Here is an 18633-nt window from a genome sequence, read left to right on the forward strand (position 1 = left end):
GTCACCTCCCGAGCTAGGCTCAATGACAGGCGGGCCGCCATCACGGCGGCCCACCCTGACGTCAGTAGACGTCGTGCTGGGTGTTGTAGACGTTGAACTTGCCGGTCGGCGTGACCAGTCGCTCGTCCTTGATGACCGCCTCAAGCTCAAGCGTTTCATCGTCCACCACCACCAGAGCAGATGTCTGATCGGCGGTGTTCCACACCGAGAACCAGACCTCGTCGCCAGCGCGGTTGTATTCCGGCTGAACCACCCGCTTGGGCCCCTCACCCAGATCGGCCCATTCGGCGATGGGCAGCACGCTAAAGCCCTCCTCCAACGCATTGACGTCATACACGGCAACGCTCTGGCTGATCGCTTCGGCCGGGTTCAGCGCGGTGTCCACATACAGATGCTCGGACTCAGGATGGGTCTTGATGAACAGCGAACCACCGCCCTGTCCTTCCAGGGTGCGCACCACCTGCCAGGCCTGATCAGGGTGACCCTCCGGGTCGGTGCCGATCAGCGAGATAGTGTTGTCGCCCAGGTGGCTGGTCGCCCACACCGGCCCAAACTCGGGGTCGACAAAGTTGGCACCGCGTCCTGGATGCGGGGTCTTGCCCACGTCGACGATGGCTTCAAGCTCGCGCTCCTTGGCGTCGATCACCACGATCTGGTTGGATTGGTTGGCGGCGGTCAGGAAGTAACGACCGGTGCTGTCCCAGCCCCCATCGTGCAGGAAGCGAGAGGTCTCGATCTCGACACTGGAAAGGGCGTCCAGATTCTCGTAGTTGACCAGGCGAACCTTGCCGGTTTCCTTGACGTTGACGATGAACTCCGGGTGCTGATGGGAGGCGACGATGGCGGCAACACGAGGCTCCGGATGGTACTCCTGGGTACCCACGGTCATGCCCCGGGTACTGACGATCTTCATCGGTTCCAGGGTCTCGCCGTCCATGATCACGTACTGGGGCGGCCAGTAGGTGCCGGCGATGGCGTAGCGGTCTTCGAAGCCTTCGAACTTGGAGGTCTCGACCGACCGGGCTTCCAGGCCCACCTTGATTTCGGCAACGGTGGTGGGCTCTTCCATCCACAGGTCGATCATGTCGACCTTGGCATCCCGGCCGATCACGAACAGGTAGCGCCCCGAGGCAGAGATCCTGGAAATGTGCACCGCATAGCCGGTATCGATGACCTTGACGATCTCCTTGCTGTCACCGTCGATCAGGGCGATCTGGCCGGCATCACGCAGGGTGACCGAGAACAGATTTTCGAGGTTCAGGTCGTTCAGCTGCTCGGTGGGACGATCTTCCGGTGCGACGAATACCGTCCAGGTGTCCTTCATGTCCTGCAGGCCATACTCCGGGGGCACCGGTGGCTCGTGCATGACATAGCGGGCCATCATGTCGATCTCGCCGTCGCTGAGCTCGCCTGACGTGCCCCAGTTGGGCATGCCGGCGGGCGAGCCGTAGGTGATGAAGGTCTTGAGATAGTCGACGCCCCGTTCCCGGGTGATATCCGTCGTCAGCGGCTTGCCCGTGGCCCCCTTGCGCAAGACACCGTGGCAACCGGCACAGCGCTCGAAGTAGATCTCCTTGGCGTGTTCGAATTCCTCCCGCGACATGGCGGGGGCGCCCTCCTCGTCGGGCATCATCACCGCAGCAGGGTCGATACCCGATGGGCTGCCCTGATAAGCGGACTCCTCCGGGGACAGGGTCTTGTCGGCGCCGTAGGCGCTGCCCAGGCCGGCGATCACTATGGCGATCGCTGCGGCCAGGGGCTTGAGAGTCGTGACGCTGCTGGTCATCGTTTCACCTCGAGTCATGATCCACGTGTCTTTCACCCGGGGCCTCGGCTGAGCCACAAGGTGAAAATGTCGCCAGGTGTTTGCCACTCTTTTTGTGCGCGCTATTGCTCTTTTCTCGCAAAACTCTTGTCATCATTTGGTGCTATCAACACGCCGGACGATAGCCCTAAGGGCATCCGCCATCGGCGATGTTTCTCCTTGCCATTATGGAAACGCGCATTCCCGACAATTTCACTTGGTCTCTCGCTGACTCTTGATCCTCATCAACTATTTCCACCCCTTATGGCAGTCAGCCATATTTATATTTATTTTCAAAAGCTTATCGAAAAAATACCCCTCTATTTATTGTCGCAAAAAGATAGTTTCATGCCATTTCAAGCAAGATATTGACGCGTATCATCTAACCGTTTCCCTGGGCATCGACAGATCTTTAAAACTGGACTACTCAATACAACTTCTTTCCATCACTGACGCTTTCAATGGAAAAACAACGATCCATATCAATACATATTCTTGATGAATCAAGGACACTGGCGAACGCAACAGGTCCATCGCTGGAGGCAGTGTTTCCATGGCATTGCGATATGTTTTTCGCCACTTCACCCGGTTAGCGCCAGCTCGGTGCGGGGGGAGGGTAGTGCGACCCTATCCACATCAACGGTTGGTGAAGCACTGGGCGGCAAGTCGGATGTCAGCCCGCTTGGCGACAGCCGGTCTGATGGCAGCAGGCCTGCTGCTGAGCCCAACCCCCATGGTCGCGGCGGCGACGCCTGCGGCCGACGGTGTCGACCCCGCAGCCCTCGATAACCTGCTGCACCAGGACTGCGGGTCCTGCCACGGCATGACCTTGAAGGGAGGGCTTGGCTCCCCCCTCACCAGCGAGCGACTGTCTGCCTATGACACCGACACGCTGACCACGCTTATCCTCGATGGCCTGCCCGGCACCGCCATGCCGCCATGGCGTGGCGTGCTGTCCCCGCAGCAGGCCCACTGGATCGCTGAAGCCCTGAAGCATCAGCCTGCTGCTCCCCAGGAGTCTCCATGACCACCACGCTTTCCCGCTTCGGGCACGGCTCCCAACGTGACGCGAGCACCGTGACTGCGTCACCGGCGCCCACGTCACCCACCGCCCTGTCGCCCGCCTTATCCACCGCATGGCGGAGTTGTCGCGCCATGCTGTCGCTTGGTCTGATGCTTGGTCTGGTGCCCGGCCTGCTGCTGGGCTCGGGATTTGCCATGGGACAGGATCGTCCCGAGGACACCACGACGATCCACACGACCGACTCGCTTGGCACGTCACCTTCCCCCGCTGCACTGCCAGAAGACACCGACGCCTGCCAGCTGCGTGCCACCGGAGGACTCGGCGTAGTGGTGGAGCGGGCAGATGGCCGACTGGCGCTGGTGGACCGCCGCGCACACAAGGTGATTGGTCGCATCGAGGGGCTTGGGGATCTGTCCCATGCCTCGGTGAAGTTCTCAAGTGACGAGCGCTACGCCTATGTGTTCGGGCGTGATGGCGGGCTGACCAAGGTGGACCTGCTGTGCACTCGTATCGCCGCCCGGGTCATTCAGTCAGGCAACAGCATTGGCGGTGCGATATCCCAGGACGGGCGCATCGTGGCGGTGGCGAACTATGAGCCCGGCGGGGTCAAGCTGTTCGACTCGGATAGTCTGACGCTGCTGGCCGAGGTCCCGGCACGCTATCCATCAGGCGGTCAGCACAATGATCAGCACAACAGCGGTCAGCACAACAGCGGTCATGAAGCCCTGTCGAAGGTGGTCGGTCTGGTGGATGCGCCAGGACACCGCTTCGTCTACAGCCTGTGGGAGGCAGACGAGATTCAGATACTCGACACGACGCCCCTGGCCAGCGGAGACGCGCCCACCGTCACCCGCTTTACGCGGATCGGTGACCGACCCTACGACGCCTTGATCGACCCTATCGGCCGCTACTATGTGGCGGGACTGTTCGGCGAGGACCACCTGGCCCGACTCGACCTGTGGCACCCGGAGCGCGGGGTCGAGCCGGTGCTTTCCGGCTACCGTCAGGGCGACGAGTCACTGCCGGTCTACAAGATGCCGCACCTGGAAGGCTGGACCATCGCCAACGATCACGCCTGGTGGCCGGCGGTAGGCCGCCATGAGGTGCTGATGGCCAGTCTCGATGACTGGCAGCTCGAACGCCGTATCGCGGTACACGGCCAGCCAGTGTTTGTCATGAGTCGCCCGGACCAGCGACAGCTGTGGGTCAACTTCGCCTATCCGGATAACGACATGGTCCAGGTCCTCGACAGCGAGAGCGGAGATGTCATCAGGTCGCTGACGCCAGGCCAGGCCGTGCTGCATATGGAGTTCAGTCCTCGCGGCGAAGAGGTATGGATCTCGGCCCGTGACTCCGACCAGGTGGTGGTCTATGACACCGCCACCTTCGAGCTTCTGGCGACTCTCGATATCGCCTCCCCGAGCGGCATCTTCTTCACCGACCGCGCCCACCGCATCGGCCTGTAGGCCCAGGAGACAAGGCATGCCGAGTCGCCCCCTGTCACAGGACAGCAACGATCACCACCCGCCGTCCGCCTCTCACTCGCAACAGCGTCGGGTTCTGCTGCTGTATGCCCTGATGCTGGGCAGCGTCATGGCGGTGGTGACGGCCCCTGTCTGTGCCCTCGTGGCGCATCTGTGGCTGCTGCTGCGACGCCCCGCCGCTGCCCTGCTCCTCAGTCATCTGCGCTTTCAGCTGGCGACCTTTTGGTATGGCGTCGCGGCTGGCCTGGTGGGGCTTGGCCTGTGGCAGCTGATCGGTACCGCCAGTGAGGCCCTGGCACTGAACGGACGTGTCGGCTGGGTCTATGGCTACGCGGGGATTACCCTGGCGCTGATCTGGATGGTGGGACGCTGCGCCCTCGGCATTCGCCGACTGTTGGCGCAGCAAGCGATTCCGTGCCCATGGTCGCCATGGCTTGGGGGCTGTCGCATTCGCTTCACCGACGCGCCGCCACACTGATACGTCATGGCGAACCTCAAGCGAAGGCGTGATATCGAAGGCCCCAGCGATAAGCGTCCCAGCGCTATGCCCAGCGCTATGCCCAATCCGGGCTGGGGCCCGCTGTCGGGCCTGCCTGGCAACCCGCTGATGTGGGTGTTGATCCTCAGCGAGCTGCTGGTCTTCGCGGCCTTCTTCGGTGTGTTTGCCTGGCACCGTGCGAACGCACCGCAGTCCTTCTTGCTCGGCCAACAGCATCTCGCGCCGCTGATCGGCGGTCTCAATGCCCTGGTATTGCTCACCAGCGGCCTGGCCGCAGCGCTGGCCGTCGATGCCTCCCGACAACCACCTTCTGCGCGACAGCGACGCCGCACCCGTCAGCGGCTCTGGATCGCCATGGCGCTGGGTATCCTGTTCTGCGTAATCAAGGCTTTCGAATATCACCTCGAGTTCTTTACCAGCCCAATACCCAATAGCGTCACCTTCTTCACTTTCTATATCGGTCTGACCGGTTTTCATGCGGCACACGTCATGTTTGGTCTATGCCTGCTGGCCATCGCCGCCTGGCGCCCACACCCCCATACGGTGGAAACCGTCGCTGCCTTCTGGCACATGGTGGACCTGATCTGGGTGCTGCTTTATCCGCTGCTGTACCTGGTGAGATGACGCCATCGACACCCGTATCGAAGGGACCACGACCATGCACCACGACCTGCAACGACGCCGCTGGCGAACCTGGGCGCTACTGATGCTGATGACGCTGCTGGCCATGGCCAGTAGCGCCCTGCATCGGGGCGAGTTGCCCTGGAGGGGCCTGACGCTGGTGATCGGCGCCAGCCTGATCAAGGCGCAACAGATCCTGGCGAACTACCTCGACCTGCGTATTGCCCCTTCCACCTGGCGCGGCGGACTCTTGCTCATGGTCGGCGTGATGGGACTTTGCCTCGCGGCGGCGGGCTTGCTGCCGCGCTGGCTGGCAATAGGCTGATGCGGCCTCGCTGCCAAGCCCCCCGCCAAAAACAGCCCCGACTGAAACAGACCCGCCCGAAACAGACAAAACACGACCAACACCCAAGGAGCCATGATGAACAAGGCCGTGGAAGTTGACATGACCTTCGAGGATGACCCGAGCGAGACCATCCGCCTGATCGCGGTGATCGACGAACACGGCGACCTGACCTCCGAGCAGGTCTACGGCTACGCTCGCGACCACGCAGAAGAGGCGCTGGTCACCTACCCCTTCGTGCTGGATCGCCAGAGCAATGACCACTACCAGATCCAGTGGGGTTACGGTGACTGCACCCAGAGTGCACTGAACTTTTCGTCCCCGGCGGTGCTGCTGGGACAGCGCGTGCTGAGAACCGACATCTATCGCCACGACAGCGCCCAGTTTGCCTACGAAATAGTGGGTATCCGGGACCTCGTCCGCTAGCCAGGGAATCGCTGCTCCAGATAACGCCACGCGTTAAGGGTCCACCAGATCACCACGGGGACCAGCGGCATCAGCAGCACTCCCCAGTCTCGGTGATGGATCAGCCAGGCCAGCGGCGTCAGCAGCGTCACTGCCAGTGCCAGGCCGGCTGCCAACGCCAACCGATGGCGTAGTGCATTCCCTCTGCGGTGGTTCCTGTCGTGGCGGCTGGCATCGCTGCGAACGTCCCTCATTGCGCCACCAGCTGGCGATAGATCCCCGGCAGCGCAAGCGCCAGATGTTCCGGCCGCGGCACGATAGCGTAGCCCGAACGGCCGAAGATACGGCTCAGGTAGCGGCTCGCCTCGCGATCGATGGTCACCGCGAACACCCGCACCCCGTCGCGCATGGCCTCGCGCACGGCATGGCGGGTGTCCTCGATGGCGTATCGTCCCTCGTAATAGTCGGTATCGTTCGGCTTGCCGTCGGTCAGCACCAGCACCAGGCGGTGTCGACGAGGATGGTCCACCAGCCCCTTCGTCAGATGGCGGATTGCCGGTCCCATGCGGGTATAGTGACCCGGCGTCAGCGCCGAAATGCGGCGTTCGACACGCTCTCCCATGGGCTCATCAAAGCCCTTGAGCTGGCGCACCCAGACCCTGTGGCGGCGCTGGGAAGTAAAACTATGAATACTGACATCGTCGCCACAGTCGGCAATGCCATGTCCCAGCACCATCAGTGCTTCCTGGGCCACGTCGATGACCCGACGGCTATCGAGCCAGGCATCGGTGGAGAGCGATACGTCGATCAGGATCGACACCGCCAGATCCCGCCCCTGGGGCCTGGAATCGACGAACAGCCGATCGCTGGCCTGGCTCCCTGCCGCCAGGTCACAGCGACACCGCACCAGTGCGTCAAGGTCCAGCTCGTCGCCCTCCGCCTGGCCTCTTAGCCACTCACGCCGCGGCCTGAGCGCCTCGAACTGTCGGCGCACCTTGCGCACCCGTCGAGACGCCTGCTGATCCCCTTGCCAGGGCTCGGCCTCGTCGGTGGCGGGCTCGACGATCACCCGGCAGTGGTCCGCTAGCAGGCACCCCTTGCGGTAGTTCCACTCGGGGTACAGCACCTCATCAGGCTGGCTCGCTACCAGCGCCTTGTCGGCAACGGCGTGGGGCGCCAGCTCAAGCGACATGTTCAAGCGTGACGCCGCGCGCCGCTGGTGGCGACTCAAGGTGATCTCGTCGAGCTGGTCGGCGGCTTCCCGCGCGGCCTCTTCGTCCTCATCCTCCAGCTGACGGTTGACGTTGACCATCTCCGCCCAGGACAGCATCTTCTCCGAGGCATTCAGCATCAGCGGATCGTCCCTCTCCGCCTGGTCCTGATAATGTCGCTCGGCCTTGCGCTTGGCACCTTCCACCTCGACCGCCTTGGGCAAGGCTGACGCATCGTCGCGGTCCTCATCGTCATCACTCGCCCCCGACAGGGTCATGGGGCTCAGTGCTTCGCCCCACAACGGCAGTGGCAGGTAGTGACGATAGCCCTTGGGTGCCCGCACCTCAGGGCATGTCCTTGCAGCGCCATGCTGGAGCCAGTCCCACCAGGGCGACGCCTCACCAGCGTCATCCCCCAGCAGGCGGCGAACCAGCGCCTCCACGGCGGCCTCTGCCGGTGGCAATCCACGGCGCTGAGGACGCGCCTTGAGCAGCGCCCGACAGAGTCGCGCGTGACGGGCGACGAACCCCGGATAGCGCGCCAGGGTGGCCTCGGTACAGCGCCCGGCCTCAGCCAGAGACGCCAGGTCACGAACCAGAGGGTCGCTCGCGGCAGCGATGGGACGGGCCTCAGCCAGAAACATCACCAGCCAGCGATACAGGTCCAGATTCAGGGCGCACTCGGGCAGCAGCGAAAGGCGCGGTGGCAGCAGCAGGTGCTCGCCATCACGCCGCGCCACCTCCAGTACCTCTTCATCGAAGCCCAGGCGCTGTCGCCACGACAGCCGGTGGCGAGAGGCACGCTTGCCGATGGCCTCGATGGTCAGGCCCGGGTCTCCCCCGCTGGCGCGAAACAGCACCCCAAGCGGGCGAGACAGCTCATCGAGGTGAACCGCCGCCTCGGCATACTCCGGGTAGCTCGCCGCGCGGGACGCCCAGCGGTGCCAGCGACGGCCCACGAACTCCTCGACCTCAAGAAACTCCAGCATGACAGTGGCTACCCGAACGTGGCGGTGACGACATCCTCGATGCCCTTCAGCACATCAGGATCGTCACTGAGAGGTTCCAGCAGCGCTGCCCGGGCGGCGTCCAGCACCGGCATGCCGGCCTGGATCAAGCTGGCGCAGTAGATCAACAGGCGTGTCGAGACGCCCTCCTCCAGATCCTGGCCCTTCATCGTCCTGAGCCGGGCGGCCAGGCTGACCAGCGCCTCGCAGCGCTGACGGGGCAGGCCGCTCTCCCGGGCTACGATGTCGACTTCGATCGATGCCGCGGGAAAGTCCAGCGAGATGGCCACGAAGCGCTGGCGCGTGCTGGGCTTGAGGGTCTTGAGAATATGCTGGTAGCCCGGGTTGTAGGACACCACCAGCATGAAATCATCCGGGGCCAAAAGCTGCTCGCCGGTGCGCTCCAGCGGCAGCAGGCGCCGGTCATCGGTCAGCGGATGCAGCACCACGGTCACGTCCTTGCGTGCTTCCACCACCTCATCCAGATAACAGATCCCACCGCCGCGAACCGCCCGGGTCAGGGGGCCATCGGACCACTCGGTTTCCCCACCCTTGAGCAGATAGCGCCCGGTCAGATCTGACGCCGTCAGGTCATCATGACAGGCCACCGTATGCAGCGGCAGGCCAAGCCGCGCTGCCATGTGACGCACGAAACGCGTCTTGCCGCAGCCCGTGGGCCCCTTGAGCATCAGCGGCAGCCGCTGGCGATAGGCATGCTCGAACAGCGCGACTTCGTTACCCTGGGGTTGGTAGAACGGTACGCTGTCAGCGGCCAGGCTGCGCGGCAGTGGTGAGAGTAGTGGTGAGAGTGAAGCGTGAGTCATCAAGGGGGTCCTCCAGACATTCGAGGCCGCCCTAAGACGGCCTCGATGCGGGTCAGGCAGCAGACAGTGTCGAGCCCGCCGCCGTGCCACGGCGAATCGGCCCGAACAAGGCATAGAGCAGTAGCGCCGCGCCCACCACCACAGCAATACCGGTGCCCAGGCGCATGGCGTAGAACAGGCCGAGCTGGTCCTGCACCTCCATGTAGTTCATTCCCAGCACCCGCTGCAGATGGGTCTGCACCGCACCGGCAAAGGTCAGGGTGAAGGTCATGAAGCACATGGCCGACGTCAGAATCCAGAAGCCCCACATATTGAGCACCTGGTGGAAGGGCTGAGTCCGGCGCAGCTGCGGCATGGCATAGCTGATCACCCCGAGGATCAGCATCACGTAGGCGCCATAGAAGGCCAGATGGCCATGGGCTGCCGTCACCTGAGTGCCGTGGGAGTAGTAGTTGATGAACGACAGAGTATGCATGAAGCCCCACACCCCGGCGCCGAAGAAGGCCACCGTCGGGCATCCCATGGTCCACAGCATGGCCGCCTTGTTGGGGTGATTGCGCGAGCCCTTCCAGAACATCACAAAGGAGAACACCACCATGGCGAAGAACGGAATCACCTCAAGGGTCGAGAAGATGCTGCCGATGGGCTGCCAGTAGCTGGGGGTGCCGATCCAGTAGTAGTGGTGTCCGGTGCCGAGCAGCCCCGAGAACAGCGACAGACCGACGATGACGTACAGCCACTTCTCGATCACCTCGCGGTCCACCCCGGACATCTTGATCAGCAGATATCCCAGCAGCGACGCCATGATCAGCTCCCACACGCCTTCCACCCAGAGATGCACCACCCACCACCAGTAGACCTTGTCCACCGACAGGTTGCCCGGGTTGTAGAATGCGAACAGCCAGAACACCGCGGCCAGCCACAGGCCGAGCATCAACACCAGGTTGATGGTGGTCTTGCGGCCCTTGAGCAAGGTCATGCTGGTGTTATAGAGAAAGATCAGGAAGGACACCGTGATCAGCACCTTGACGAAGAACGGCTGCTCGAGAAATTCACGCCCCTCATGGATCCCCAGCTGGTAGCACGCCAGGGCGGCGACGCCCGCGACCACGAAGATGCCCAGCTGAAGATAGGCCAGCATCGGACTATGGATCTCCCGTTCAGCCTCTTCCGGCATCAGGTAGTAGGTACAGCCCATAAAGCCGATCAACAGCCACACAATCAGCAGGTTGGTATGGCTAACCCGGATCACGTTAAACGGCATGACCTGGGCCAGAAAATCAGGAAACACATAGACCACTGCGGCCATTATGCCAAACACGACCTGCAGGGCAAACAGCCCCATGGCGACCAGAAAGAAGGCGTAGGCCACCTTCTGCGTTTCATATTTCATGTTGCATATCCCTCCAGGATTATCCCTCTCTCGACCCCATCTCGTGACTGCCGACCACTGGCTGGCATAGCCAGAGGCTGCTACCCGGACTCATGGGGTGGCCAGTTCTGGTCATCGATGGCATCGGTCCATTGAAGGAAGTCGATCAACGACGTCATTTCTTCGTCGCTAAGGTCAAAGTGCGGCATCTTTCGACGACCGGGGATCGCTAGCGGCTGTGCGCGCATCCAGGCAGCCAGCCCCGCTCTAGCAGCCTCTGGGTTGTCACGTCCCTTGTAGCGTGTCCATACATTGGAAAGCTCTGGTGCGAAATAGGCCCCCTCACCCATGATGCTGTGGCAGTTGATACACATGTTCTTCTCCCAGACATGCTTGCCTGCCCTCACCGAATCGGTGAGAGGGAGGGCACTGGTAGACTCCTTCACGATGTACCAGTGACTATGCGCCGTCAGAGCTACAAAGATCAGGAAGAAAAACAGTGAGCCACCATAGAAGATGTTGCGTGCTGCAGATTTTGTCAGACCCTCGGCCATGACGACGCCTCCTCATTGTTTTGGCCCATGGCGCCGAAAAGACAGACCTCCATGGCGCCGATATTCATTGTATGAAGAGGAGAGACTTTATACCTGACAAAAACACTCGGAATATGACGTGCATCACCCATTTTATCGATTGATTCGCCCTATCAACCACTTAATTAAGTGACGTTATTCACCCTTTTTTGGCAGAGAGATACGCCTACTTCATGGAGACAATGCCGTTACCATGAACACTGAAAGAAAAGCATTGATACAGCTCAAAGACGAGCCGCCATCGGGTCATGAAAATGACGAAAACCAGGAGAGCATGCTGTGGCGATGAGCCGCCCCCAGCATGTAGAGAAACACCACAAGAGCCAGTGAGGCAGCGACGCTGCGTATCCAGAAAGGCAAGGTTGGCCGCATGGCCAGCATTCCAAGTCCGATATAGGCCAGCAAGGCCGTCAGCTTGGCGGCAAGCCAGGGTGTCTGGTGAGGCCACTGGGAAGTCGACACCATCAGCGCTACCCCTGCCGCCAGCAACAGGCTGTCCAGAACATGAGGAAGCTTTCTCATCGTGGGGGAGCCAACCGCTGGACCGTCCTGCATGGCGCGACACCAGCGCCAGGCGAAGAACAGCACGCTGGTCACGGCCAGCGTCACATGCAGCGATTTCATGAACAGATAGAGGCTTGCCGACATGCTGCTAGCCCATCTGACCGTCGAGGCGAGGCGCGCTCAGTATCGGCAGGTAGTGCAGCAGGAACAGTCCGTAGCCGGCGCACCAGCAGACAATACTGGCGCTGTAGACCCAGTGGGTTACCGAAGGCCATAGCGCCAACAGCAGCGAGCGTGACAGTCCGGCGATGACCAGAAGACCCAGGGCCACGCCAACCCCTGGCAGGCAGCGCATGGGACGGCCTGTATGTCCCAGCGACACGCGGCACATCATCGACAGCATCATGGTCCCCATGGCGCCCACCGTGATGGCGTGAATGCCCAGCTCCACGCGGCCTACACCGAACAGCCCGAACGCCCACAGCAGCAGTCCCAATGGGACAAAGGCATAGCTCAGGTGCAGACTCCACAACAGCGGCTCCCGCGCGGTGGCCACCCCTTGCCAGCGGATCAGACGCAGCGGGTGAAGCACTGCCGCCAACAGCAGAATACTGGCCAGCAGGGCATCAGGCAGCTCAATGCCAAACGTCCGGGCCAGCTGCAGCAGCACCGCCACGGCCAGACTGCCCAGTGCCGCACCTTCCAGCCACCCCAGCGCCGGTCGTCGCTTGAGTCCCATTCGGTTGGCAGTGAACATCGGGATGACCCTCCCCCCCAGCACGGCCATGATCAACGTGACCAGCATGACCGCCAGGTAGGAGGACTGACGCACCAGCTCCGGGTCTCCCCGAGCAACGCCCAGGTGACTGCCCAGATTGGCCCCGGCCAGAATCGCCAGCACCGGGACAAAGACCAGATTACGCCAGCGCCTGGCTCGGATGACCATCACCGCCATCACCGCACAGACCAGCACAAGAAAGCTGACGTCCAGCGCCACTACCAGGGGCTCGGGCAAGCCGGGAAACGCCAGCCCTAGCCTCGCCGCCAGCCACAGCGCTACAAGCCCGAGCAGTGGACCACCGTGCAGACCACGCAGTCCCGTCCAGGTCTGCACCGCGGTCAACAGAAAACCCGAGACCACCGCGGCCACCACGCCAAACAGCATTTCGTGCTGGTGCCACCACAGCATGCCCGCCCGGGGCGACAGCAGGAACACGCCGTGCCAGTAGCCCAGCCACAGCAGCAGCGACAGCAGACTGAATGCCGCCGCCAGCAAGAAGAAGGGACGAAAGGCAAGGCGTGCCAGCGGCAGGCGATCGGCAATGGAGGACATGACAAGTACCCGAGTAAAGCCGTTGGTCTTGTCCAGTCTGGCCCGCTTTGGCTATCGCCACCATGATGCACATCAAAGGCACTGCTGATGCCAGGCTGACCTTCCCCCTGCTGGCCGTCTCCAGATAGCAGCCTCGCTAGTGCCTTCGGGCGCCCCTCAGGCCTTCAGCCCCAGCCGCTTGGCCAGCCGGTGCAGGTTGCCCGGGTCCATGCCCAGCCGACGCGCCGTTCCGGCCCAGCTCTGCTCCATGGCCAGGGCCTGGCTGATGCAATCGCGCTGGAACTCGTCCGTCGCCTCCCTGAGCGGCAATAGGTCATGCGCTGTCCCACGCTGAGCACTCACCTGTTCATCGAGGTGGGCGGCTGAGCGAGTCAGTGGAGGTGTCTTCAGTCCAAGGTGGACGGTATCGATACGCAGGCTTCTGCGTCGTGCATCCGGTGACGCCAGCCGGTCCACCTCGGCCATCGCCAGCAGCGACGCCCTGGCCAGCAGGGACTCCAGCTCACGCACGTTGCCCGGCCAGTGCCATGCAAGCAGTGCTGCCCGCGCCTGGTCGCTCAGGCGCAGATTGCCGACGCCAAGTCGCACCCGGTTTTGCTCGAGAAAATGTCCGGCCAGCAACATCACGTCGTCCAGGCGCTGGCGCAGCGGCGGGACCTCAAGGGGAAAGGCGCTGAGCCGATGATAGAGGTCTTCACGAAAGCGCCCCTGGATCACCTCCTGGGCCAGATCCCGGTTAGTCACCGCTACCACCCTGACGTCGACATGGCGCAGCTGATCGCTGCCGAGGGGCTGAATCTCCCCTTCCTGCAGCACCCGCAGCAGCTTCGGCTGCAGCTCCAGAGGCAGTTCTCCCACTTCATCCAGCACGAGGGTGCCACCGTCGGCCATCTGAAAGTGGCCTTTGTGATCGCTCACCGCCCCGGAGAAGGCGCCGCGCCGGTGGCCGAACAGGGTACTTTCGATCAGTGACGCAGGTAACGCCGCACAGTTCACCACCACCAAGGGGCCCCCGGCGCGGCGCGAACCATGATGCAGGGCGTGGGCGATGCGCTCCTTACCGACACCGGTTTCCCCGTGCACCAGCACGCTCATGTCGGTGGCTGCCACCAGTTCGACCGACGCCATCAGCTTGCGCATGGGGGCGCTGCGCCAGCCCACCAGGCGCTGGTTGCAATGGCTCTCAGGAGCATGGTTCAGGGCCAGCTGCAAACGCGCACTGTCCAGACGCTGCGACAGGCGCAGGCAGGTGCCCAGTAGCTCGGCAGCGGCCAGCAGACCCTCATCATCCAAGTCGGCGAGGGCGCCCGGTGTCAGCGCGTCCAGGGTCAGCATGCCGATCAGCTCGCCACCATCGCGCAGCGGGACACCCAGGCAGTCATGCACCGGGGTCAAGCCGTCATCCAGCAGGCCATCATAGGGATCGGGTAACTTACAGTCGGCAGCAAAGCGACAGACCCCGGGCGCCTTGGCGATAGCATCCAGGCGAGGGTGCTCCTGGAGCACAAAGGTTCTGCCCGCGACCCCTTCAGGCAGTCCCTGAATCGCCACGGGTCGAAGCCCTGGCCCGTGTACGACCAGCAAGGCACTGGCGTCCGCCGACGTTCTCGCCACCAGCGAGCGCAGCACGCCCTGCCAGGCCTCGGCGAGCTCAGGCCCCTGTTGGTCTCCCAGCCGCTGCAACAGTCCGCGCAGCTGTTGAAGAAAATCGACCACCCGCATTGTCCTTTTGACATGACCAGTGTCAAAAAGATAGCAACAACCTTGTCGATATGACACTAGGCAACATTCGCTTGCCCCTCGATCGCGCTCGTCCTGCCCGCCCCAGCCTGCCCTAGCCCGCCCCAGCCCGCATTCTCGCTGGCGATCCTGCCAGGGCCGCGGCAAGTTGGCGCACCCATGACGCCTGGGCACGCCCCTTGCTCCTGAGACATCAGGCAGAGGGAGCCTGACGCGTCACCACGTTCTTGATCTTAAAACGCGCAGCGCTTCAGCACGGGCGCGAACGGCCACCCTCCGACCCGCTGCGCCGGCCTGGTTGACCACCTCGCCAGGACTGCGACTAGTCCGCAGCGAGCCAAGCCTCCGATACGACAGCGCCAAGACGCCAAGATGAAGGATGCACGGCACCTTCGTCACCCCATTTCCCTGACAGGACCTACCATGACTACAGCTGCCCAAGACGCCATCATCGATGCTACCGCCCCGCTGGTCGCCGAGCATCTGGACGCCATTACTGCCCGCTTCTACCCGCTGATGTTCGAGCGCTACCCAGAGGTCAAGGCGGTGTTCAACCAGGCCCACCAGGCCGACGGCGGCCAGCCCAAGGCCCTGGCACGGGGAGTGCTCGCCTACGTGGGGCTGCGCCAGCAACCCGAGGCGGTACGCCAGCAGATGCAATCCGTCATCAGCAAGCATGTCTCACTGGGCATCCAGCCCGAGCAGTACCCCATCGTTGGCGAGTGCCTGATGGCCGCCATCGGCGACGTCCTGGGCGATGCCGTCACCGCCGAGATCGCTGACGCCTGGGGAGCCCTGTATGGCGACCTGGCCGAGCTGCTGATCGCGGCAGAGGCCGAGCGCTATCAGGCCTTCGCTGGCCGCCCCGGTGGCTGGCAGGGACTGCGCGAGTTTCGCATTGCCCATATCCAGCGCGAGTGTGAGGTCATTCGCTCCTTCATCCTGGCACCTTGCGATGGTCAGCCGGTCGCCGATGCGCTGCCGGGTCAGTACATCGGACTGCAACTGCGCATCGACGGCGAGACCGTCCACCGCCATTACAGCCTGTCCGGCAGCCCCAACGGCTGCGATTACCGCATCTCGGTCAAGCAGGAGCCAGGCGGACGGGTCAGCAACTACCTGCACCAGCAGATGCAGGTTGGCGACACCCTGGCGCTGTTGCCTCCCGCCGGAGAGTTGACGCTGGACAATAGTGATAGGCCGGTGATGCTGATCAGCGGTGGCGTGGGCCAGACGCCGATGCTGCCGCTGGCACGCCAGGCGCTCAGCCAGGGCCGCCGGCTGTGCTATGTCCATGCGGCAAGGGATATCCACCACCACGCCTTTCGCAGCGAAGTGGACGCCCTGGTGAGGGAGTACCCGACGCTGATGACGCGGATCTGTGCCTATGATCATGGAGACGACGGTGATATCACGGGACGCCTTGAACAGGCTCTGCTCGCCCGACTGCTGCCGGGTGCCGATACCCAGTGCTATTTTGTCGGCCCTGGGCCCTTCATGAGTGCCATCGACAGCCACCTGGCCGCCCTGGGTATTGCCCCTGAGCAGCGCCACTACGAGCACTTTGGTCCCTCGCGCCCGCTGCACGCGGCCTGACCCCTGTCGATCTTCGTCACCGTCGCTTTAGCACCGTTGCGTTAGCGCCAAAGCGCTATCAACAAAGCTTCCTCTGCGACGCCGTCATCCATAAAAAAGCCGCGCTCTGGGATCAGAGCGCGGCCTGCTGGCAGATACAAGACGGCGACGGTGGCTGGACCAGCGCCTCAAGCGTGCTGACGGGCTTCCGGCTTTCTTATCACCATGAAGTAATAGAACACGCCGGTCAGTGCCAGGAAGAACAGACTGTCTGGACTGGTAAGGAAGATCAGCGGATTGCCGTCAGACAGCGACAGTGAGCGCCGACAGTACTCCTCCAGGCTCGGCCCCAGCACAAAGCCCAGCAACAGGCAGGCCACCGGGTAGCCCTGGCGCCGCAGCAGGAAGGCCAGCACGCCGAATACCAGGGCAAGGCCCATCTGGAACACCGAATAGGTCGCCACATAGCAGCCCACCAAGGCCACTACGGCAATACTGGCGTACAGCACGTCGCGCCGGATGGAGACGATGCGCACGAAATACGGCCCCAGCACGTACAGGGTCAGGGGCACCAGCACCAGCGCAGATACCAGCAGGGCCATGAACATCGGTGCCACCAGCGCTAGCTGGCTGTCGAGGAACTGTGGCCCCGGCTGCAGGCCGTTGACCACCAAAACCCCCAGCACAATGGCGGTGGTCGGGTCACCGGGAATGCCGAACGACAGCATCGGCACGAAGGCCCCGCTGCACATCGCATTATTGGCCCCTTCCGCGGCGGCGATACCTTCTACCGAGCCCTTGCCATACTTCTCCGGGTGGCGTGAGCTGCGCATGGACTCTGCGTAAGCCACGAAGGCCGCCATGGAGCCTCCCGCACCGGGCAATACACCGACGCTGTAGCCGATCATGGCCGACTTGAGATAGCGATAGAGACCGATCTCGCGCACCTCTTTCCACGGTGGAATAAAGTCGCGGCGGCGAATGGCGCTGGCCTTGATCGCATCCCGCTCGACGGTACGCTTGGCACGATTCTGCGACTGCACCAACAGCTCGCTGACGGCAAAGGCGCCGATGACCAGCGGCATGATGTCGATGCCCTGCATCAGTACCCCAGTACCAAAGGTGAAGCGGGTAATCGGCTGCATCACGTCGATGCCGACAGTGGCCACCATCACCCCCAGGGTGGTCGCGACCAGCCCCTTGGAGATGGCCCCGCGCTGAGAGATCACGATCACGATCAGCGCAAAGGCAATCAGCGAGAACTTGCCGGGGGTACGAATCAGCAGCGCGGCATCCGTTGCCAGGGGTGCCATGACCATCAGCAGCAGGGCCCCGATAGCGCCGCCGATCATCGACGCCAGCGCCGCGTGCCCCAGCGCCTTGGCGCCCTGGCCGCGCTGCTGCAACGGATAGCCCTCGATCGCCGTCATCATCGAGGCCGGGGCGCCGGGAATATTTATGGTCGTCGCGGTGATGCTGCCGCTGCACATCCCGGCCATGAAGATGCCCGCACAGGCCACCAGCGCGGCGGTGATGTCGAGGCTATAGGTCAACGGCAGCAGCAGCGCGATGGCCAGCATCGAGGTCAGCCCCGGCACCGCACCAAAGAAGGTACCGATCAGGTAGCCACCGATCAGGTAGGGCAGGATATCCGGCTGCATCAGCACCGCGAAGCCCTTGGACAGTTCGATCAGGTAATCCATGCCGTCACCTCCACAGCGTCGGCAGACGCACCTGGAACACCAATTCGAACAGGGCGTATCCCAGTAACGCGATGACCGCCGCCACCAGCGCCTTGAAGCCCAGGCTGCGAAGCGCAGGACGGCCCGCGCCAAAGATCAGCATCATGGAGAAGGCGTAGGCAAAGGTAGAAAGAAAGTAGCCGACGCTGGCAAACAGACTGATATAGAGACCGGTCGCCAGGGTCACCGCCAGGGCGCCCTGCCAGATTGATGCCGGTGCCGGCTCGCCCGAAGTCGCCGCTTGAGTCGCCGCTTGAGTCGCCTCCTGGTCAGACTCGCTCATCGGGGCCTCGTCCTCTGCGCTGTCACCGTCAGCGTGGCGGTCGGCACGCACGACGAAGGCCAGCGCCAGCAGCATGACAACGCCCAGAAGCACCGGAAAGAACGACGCGGTCAGTGCACCATTATGCAGTGGTGGCGCAATCTTGAAGGCTTCTACCAGGTAGATCAGGGTCACTGCCAGCAGGCAGGCGACAACACCTCGCCGCCCACCCAGCCAACCTCCCGCCCGTAGCAGCAGTTTCATGGCAACATCCTCACAAGGGTTGCCGC

General features: G+C 63.0%; 18 protein-coding genes. 7 read left to right on the plus strand and 11 right to left on the minus strand.

What is annotated here, in order from left to right:
• Positions 1-61 precede the first annotated feature (61 nt).
• Positions 62-1786, minus strand: coding sequence for a nitrite reductase (locus tag KUV41_RS05115; RefSeq protein ID WP_206943782.1), 1725 nt, complete (start codon positions 1784-1786; stop codon positions 62-64).
• Positions 1787-2474: 688 nt separating this feature from the next.
• On the opposite strand from KUV41_RS05115, the gene KUV41_RS05120 reads away from it, so the two are divergent.
• The 6 genes from KUV41_RS05120 (at position 2475) to KUV41_RS05145 (ending at position 6201) form a co-directional block, all read left to right on the plus strand.
• Positions 2475-2831, plus strand: coding sequence for a c-type cytochrome (locus KUV41_RS05120; protein WP_261395919.1), 357 nt, complete (start codon positions 2475-2477; stop codon positions 2829-2831).
• On the plus strand, positions 2828-4294 hold the full coding sequence (locus KUV41_RS05125; RefSeq protein WP_315900547.1) for a cytochrome D1 domain-containing protein: 1467 nt from the start codon (positions 2828-2830) through the stop codon (positions 4292-4294). Before KUV41_RS05120 ends, KUV41_RS05125 begins: the two co-directional genes overlap by 4 nt.
• Positions 4295-4310: 16 nt before the next feature.
• Positions 4311-4790, plus strand: a complete 480-nt coding sequence (locus KUV41_RS05130) for a hypothetical protein (RefSeq protein ID WP_206943781.1) — start codon at positions 4311-4313, stop codon at positions 4788-4790.
• Between the two features lie 6 nt (positions 4791-4796).
• Positions 4797-5435: a cytochrome c oxidase subunit 3 gene (locus KUV41_RS05135; protein WP_222484700.1), complete on the plus strand. Its 639-nt coding sequence runs from the start codon at positions 4797-4799 to the stop codon at positions 5433-5435.
• Between the two features lie 34 nt (positions 5436-5469).
• Positions 5470-5757 carry a cytochrome C oxidase subunit IV family protein gene (locus tag KUV41_RS05140; protein ID WP_222484702.1) on the plus strand — a complete coding sequence of 96 codons (288 nt, stop codon included), beginning with the start codon at positions 5470-5472 and terminating at the stop codon, positions 5755-5757.
• Positions 5758-5853: 96 nt separating this feature from the next.
• On the plus strand, positions 5854-6201 hold the full coding sequence (locus tag KUV41_RS05145) for a hypothetical protein (RefSeq protein WP_206943778.1): 348 nt from the start codon (positions 5854-5856) through the stop codon (positions 6199-6201).
• Here the strand turns inward: KUV41_RS05145 and KUV41_RS05150 are convergent.
• From KUV41_RS05150 to norR, 8 genes are all read right to left on the minus strand, one after another.
• A complete protein-coding gene (locus KUV41_RS05150) occupies positions 6198-6434 on the minus strand; it encodes a hypothetical protein (protein WP_222484703.1) in 237 nt (78 codons plus the stop codon). The two genes, KUV41_RS05145 and KUV41_RS05150, sit on opposite strands and share 4 nt — an antisense overlap.
• Positions 6431-8380: a nitric oxide reductase activation protein NorD gene (locus KUV41_RS05155; protein WP_222484711.1), complete on the minus strand. Its 1950-nt coding sequence runs from the start codon at positions 8378-8380 to the stop codon at positions 6431-6433. The genes KUV41_RS05150 and KUV41_RS05155 overlap by 4 nt, the downstream gene beginning before the upstream one ends.
• 8 nt (positions 8381-8388) lie before the next feature.
• A complete protein-coding gene (locus tag KUV41_RS05160; protein ID WP_222484713.1) occupies positions 8389-9222 on the minus strand; it encodes a CbbQ/NirQ/NorQ/GpvN family protein in 834 nt (277 codons plus the stop codon).
• A gap of 52 nt (positions 9223-9274) precedes the next feature.
• Complete coding sequence (locus tag KUV41_RS05165) at positions 9275-10615, minus strand: cbb3-type cytochrome c oxidase subunit I (protein WP_206943770.1); 1341 nt, start codon at positions 10613-10615, stop codon at positions 9275-9277.
• Positions 10616-10695: 80 nt separating this feature from the next.
• Positions 10696-11148: a c-type cytochrome gene (locus tag KUV41_RS05170; protein WP_206943768.1), complete on the minus strand. Its 453-nt coding sequence runs from the start codon at positions 11146-11148 to the stop codon at positions 10696-10698.
• Positions 11149-11433: 285 nt separating this feature from the next.
• Positions 11434-11835, minus strand: a complete 402-nt coding sequence (locus tag KUV41_RS05175) for a SirB2 family protein (protein ID WP_222162420.1) — start codon at positions 11833-11835, stop codon at positions 11434-11436.
• Between the two features lie 4 nt (positions 11836-11839).
• Positions 11840-13024 (minus strand): NnrS family protein, encoded by a 1185-nt coding sequence (locus KUV41_RS05180; protein WP_222484722.1) that lies wholly within the window; start codon positions 13022-13024, stop codon positions 11840-11842.
• A 156-nt stretch (positions 13025-13180) separates the two neighbouring features.
• Positions 13181-14746, minus strand: coding sequence for a nitric oxide reductase transcriptional regulator NorR (gene norR / locus KUV41_RS05185; RefSeq protein WP_222484724.1), 1566 nt, complete (start codon positions 14744-14746; stop codon positions 13181-13183).
• Between the two features lie 441 nt (positions 14747-15187).
• Between norR and hmpA the strand changes: the two genes are divergently transcribed.
• Positions 15188-16360, plus strand: coding sequence for an NO-inducible flavohemoprotein (gene hmpA, locus KUV41_RS05190; protein WP_222484726.1), 1173 nt, complete (start codon positions 15188-15190; stop codon positions 16358-16360).
• 167 nt (positions 16361-16527) lie between these two features.
• On the opposite strand, the gene KUV41_RS05195 is transcribed toward hmpA, so the two are convergent.
• Positions 16528-18042, minus strand: coding sequence for a tripartite tricarboxylate transporter permease (locus KUV41_RS05195; protein WP_206943756.1), 1515 nt, complete (start codon positions 18040-18042; stop codon positions 16528-16530).
• 4 nt (positions 18043-18046) lie between these two features.
• On the minus strand, positions 18047-18607 hold the full coding sequence (locus KUV41_RS05200; protein WP_222484728.1) for a tripartite tricarboxylate transporter TctB family protein: 561 nt from the start codon (positions 18605-18607) through the stop codon (positions 18047-18049).
• Positions 18608-18633 lie beyond the last annotated feature (26 nt).

The sequence above is a fragment of the Halomonas sp. DP8Y7-1 genome (genome assembly GCF_019801685.1).
GTDB lineage: Bacteria > Pseudomonadota > Gammaproteobacteria > Pseudomonadales > Halomonadaceae > Halomonas > Halomonas litopenaei_A.